Source organism: Xenorhabdus anantnagensis, assembly GCF_028598555.1.
GTDB lineage: Bacteria > Pseudomonadota > Gammaproteobacteria > Enterobacterales > Enterobacteriaceae > Xenorhabdus > Xenorhabdus anantnagensis.
In genome coordinates, this window is the sequence record NZ_JAQRFN010000061.1 from 1 (window position 1) to 3,565 (window position 3,565).

6 protein-coding genes are annotated in these 3,565 nt (G+C 42.7%); all 6 read right to left on the reverse strand.

What is annotated here, in order from left to right; genetic code table 11:
- The coding region (locus tag PSI14_RS19640; RefSeq protein ID WP_273577669.1) for a DNA methyltransferase at positions 1 to 530 on the reverse strand (530 nt) is incomplete at its 3' end.
- Positions 531 to 825: 295 nt separating this feature from the next.
- A complete protein-coding gene (locus PSI14_RS19645) occupies positions 826 to 1,626 on the reverse strand; it encodes an antitermination protein Q (RefSeq protein WP_273577664.1) in 801 nt (266 codons plus the stop codon).
- Positions 1,626 to 1,826, reverse strand: coding sequence for a hypothetical protein (locus PSI14_RS19650; protein ID WP_273577665.1), 201 nt, complete (start codon positions 1,824 to 1,826; stop codon positions 1,626 to 1,628). Before PSI14_RS19650 ends, PSI14_RS19645 begins: the two co-directional genes overlap by 1 nt.
- Positions 1,823 to 2,116 (reverse strand): hypothetical protein, encoded by a 294-nt coding sequence (locus PSI14_RS19655; RefSeq protein WP_273577666.1) that lies wholly within the window; start codon positions 2,114 to 2,116, stop codon positions 1,823 to 1,825. Before PSI14_RS19655 ends, PSI14_RS19650 begins: the two co-directional genes overlap by 4 nt.
- 365 nt (positions 2,117 to 2,481) lie before the next feature.
- Positions 2,482 to 3,123, reverse strand: coding sequence for a recombination protein NinG (locus PSI14_RS19660; protein ID WP_273577667.1), 642 nt, complete (start codon positions 3,121 to 3,123; stop codon positions 2,482 to 2,484).
- A 69-nt stretch (positions 3,124 to 3,192) separates the two neighbouring features.
- Positions 3,193 to 3,565: NinB/YbcN family protein (locus PSI14_RS19665; RefSeq protein WP_273577668.1), on the reverse strand; the 373-nt coding region annotated here is incomplete at its 5' end.

Genomic DNA, 3,565 nt, shown 5'->3' on the forward strand with positions numbered 1-3,565 from the left:
TCATTATCGTCTATAGAAATATAAATCATTCCTTCTGGATGAAGTAAGTTTTTAGCAACAAGCAGTCGTGAAAATATCATATTTAACCAATTTGTATGGCGCCGACCCGATGCATCATTGAACCTGTCTTTATAGATAAAATCCTTGCCGGTGTTATAGGGCGGATCGATATAAATCATCTTTATCTTTTTGTGATAAGACTTTTGCAGCAACTTAAGCACTTCAAGATTATCGCCTTCAATAAACAGGTTCCCTGTGGTATCCCAATTCACACTTTCTTCTTTACAAGGGCATAGTGTGCCTGTTGATGGCGTCTGAGCAATTTGACGTGCGCGAGCCTTACCCTGCCAAGTGAAGTTATAGCGCTCATCTGAATCATCAACGACTTCACCCAGCACCGCTTTTAAAGCGTCAAAGTCGATTTTTCCTTCAAAAAAAACTTCTGGGAAAAGTTGCTTAAGTTGTTCGACATTTTCTTGGGTGATATCCGCGCTCTTGGATTCAGGGTCGTTCAGGGTGATTTGTTCAATGGTCATCAGGGGCATTCCATTCATTGACAACTGAGCAAAAAAAAGGCCACGCCATGCGCAGCCTTGAATTGGTTATCCGTGATCAAATAACACTATCCGTTATCAAATGGCGTTATCCGTGATCAAACGGGATTTTGAACTACTGCAAATTCTTCAGTAGTTGGATTTACGACGGGTAAATAGCAAAAAGCCCCGCGAGTGCGAGGCTTGTTACTTGATGAGACGCAATATCCCATCATCAGAATCAAATTTACCCAATAAAGTGTAATTTGTCAAACGAAAACGTTTGTGTTTATTAAAAATCGTTAAAATTTCGTGTAACTTTCTTTAACATGTTATCCGCCTTGGTCTCTCCTCTCTCGCATTCTTGAATGAGGTCTTCGTAAAATGCCTTTGCACCTCTTTTCCATTGATCAATGGTGATATCAGATATTGCACTACATGCCTTAAACGCATTTGAGGCTGGAATTCGTTCATAACCTCTGCCACTACAGCGCTCACAAGTTTTACGAACAGGCACGCCTTGTCTTTCGGTTTCATCCTTATCAACTGCCGTTCCACGCCCTTTGCAATCTTTACAGGCACATGAAATAACTCCCTTTCCATTACATTTCTGGCATAGTTCACCAACTCGCTCTTTCTCAATCCATGGCTCAATGACTATCGTTCCATCAGCACGGATAATGCCAGGATGTTTTGTCACGTCCTTTTTAGAGTAAATAATCCCTACGCCTCGACATTTTTCACACTCAGTAACACTAGCTGCCGAGCGCGAATAATCCATGAACGCGAATTTTGCGAGTATTTGCACAACTTTCACTTTAATATTTGGACTGAGCTTTCGTAAGGCTGCCACCTTATCGCATCGGCTCATCCCATATTGAGTAAGCAAGTTGATTGCCTTTTTCTTGTCATTCTGGCTAATCCCCATCTTTCCAGAGAACGCGGAATAGCCGAATGACGCTTTACTCTGACACATTCCAAATGCTGCCATAACATCGGTGTTAGTTAATGTTTCACTGGATGTTGATTTGGGCGTGTCAGTCAATGAAGGGGATTTCGCGAAATGGTATTTTAATGCACTCTCTAAATTCATTATCTTATCCCCGGCAATACTATGTGAACCCTGTCATGACGGGTCGAGTACATCACCCGCAATTGTTTTCGCATTACCCATTGCTCAGTGAGTACCGACATGTCTCCTGTGTGTCGCTGAACAACAACAAATGGTCGTCCCATTTCTCTACATCGATATCTCGCCTCTTCTACTGCTGCGAGTAGGTCGGTGAAAATCATGCGGCCTCCTGTGCTCTTAGCCTCTTGAGTTTTTCTTTGCATTGTTCTACATAAGCATTCCTATACTTGGGCTGATATCCTTGTGCATTTATTGACTTGTGAGTCGCCTTATCTCCATAAATGGCCTGTTCTGGTGTCATGCCTTTTTTTAGTCGCAACCTAATGGTGTTACCAGCAACCATTACATTTGGCATTCGTGACCATTCTGTTGCAGTTAGGGTTATTCCATGACAGGTTATTCCTACTCTTCTTTTTTGCTGATATTCCTTGCTAGTAGATCTAGTCCTCATGACATTGCATCCACTACACAAGAACCTGAGATTTTCACGGCGATTGTCTTTTACGTTTTCATTTATGTGGTCAACATGTAATGATTTCCAACAGATTGATTTACAGCATTTTTCACAATAGATATTAGTGTTGAAACAATCTTGATACAGGATGTATCTATGCTCGTACACATAGCCATTTTTCATGGCTAAAGGGTGATCTGGAATGTACAACATCTGATACCCTCTAGAATTACGGGTTCTAAAGGCTCTTTCTTTTGGCTTCTTTTCGTAGCTCCCTGTTCTCATCATTCTGAAATAGTGCATCTGACATACGCCTTGCTTTGGATAGCGGATAGGTTTATTGCAGTCGTCAATTTTACAAGTCATGATTTGATACCTAATTTCCGTTTTAGCTCTCTGGCTTTTGCCCGGTAATAGTCTTTAATCCGTATAAAGTCATCCTTCCTGTAATTAGTCATCTCACGAGGCCCTCTTAGCCAGTCGACTAAATTTCGCCCAAACTTGGCTATTAGGTTCTCTTCGTATTGCTGACTTACAGTTGAATTTTTACGTGCAAATTTCCCAGCCCCTGCATTGCAGGATTTGCATTGTTTGTAGGCATTTTTTTCTTCAAATCTCAATTCAGGATGCGAGCCTACAGATAAGAAATGTCCACAATCCCACTGCCCACCATGTAAATCAGGTGGGTTGATTTCACCACAGCTGATGCATGGTTCGCGGTGATCTCTTAATCTGATGAATTCGTTGAAGGATTGCTGAGCTTGCTTTTTGAAGTAATTCGGGGGCTTTACTGCTAGTTTGCGGGCTTTGAGTTTGTCGCGGGCTAACTTCTGCTTAATTTCATTATCTTTCTTTCGTCGTCGCTCTAACTCCTCTCGTTTTTTCTGTTCCTGCTTCTTGGCTTTGGCTATTGCGCATTGGACTGAGCAGGTATTTTGTAATTGCCGTTCTGGTTCATACCGCTCGCCGCATTCTTTACATTTCCGTTGTCGAAACTTTACCACCCTATCCCCCTAACACCAGTCCCATCATTAGCGATGATGCCGCCCAAAACCCGATGAATGTTAAATACCTCACCGTTCCTGCTCCTGTTTCAGTTTCATGTATTCGCTGTCGTTTGGAATGATGATTGGAATGCCTTTCTCAATGCGCCATTGTTCGTGTTTCTCCATCATGTAGAGCATCCGCTCTTTATCCATATCCCTAGTTTTCTCACGCTCTCCGTTCTCGTCACGGCCTAGCCAGTGACCAACAAAATATTCGTGCGTCTCTTCATCGGTGATGGGCTTTGACAGAACCACTTCGCCAGCACCATTCTTGATGTCGATAACAACACCACGCGCACGCAGCCAGATACCTGTGGTATTTATCCACATTCGCCACGTGCGATTCATTGGGATTGTTCGGAGGTCACGCCATTCGGTGGTTTTGATGCGCCACCGTTTA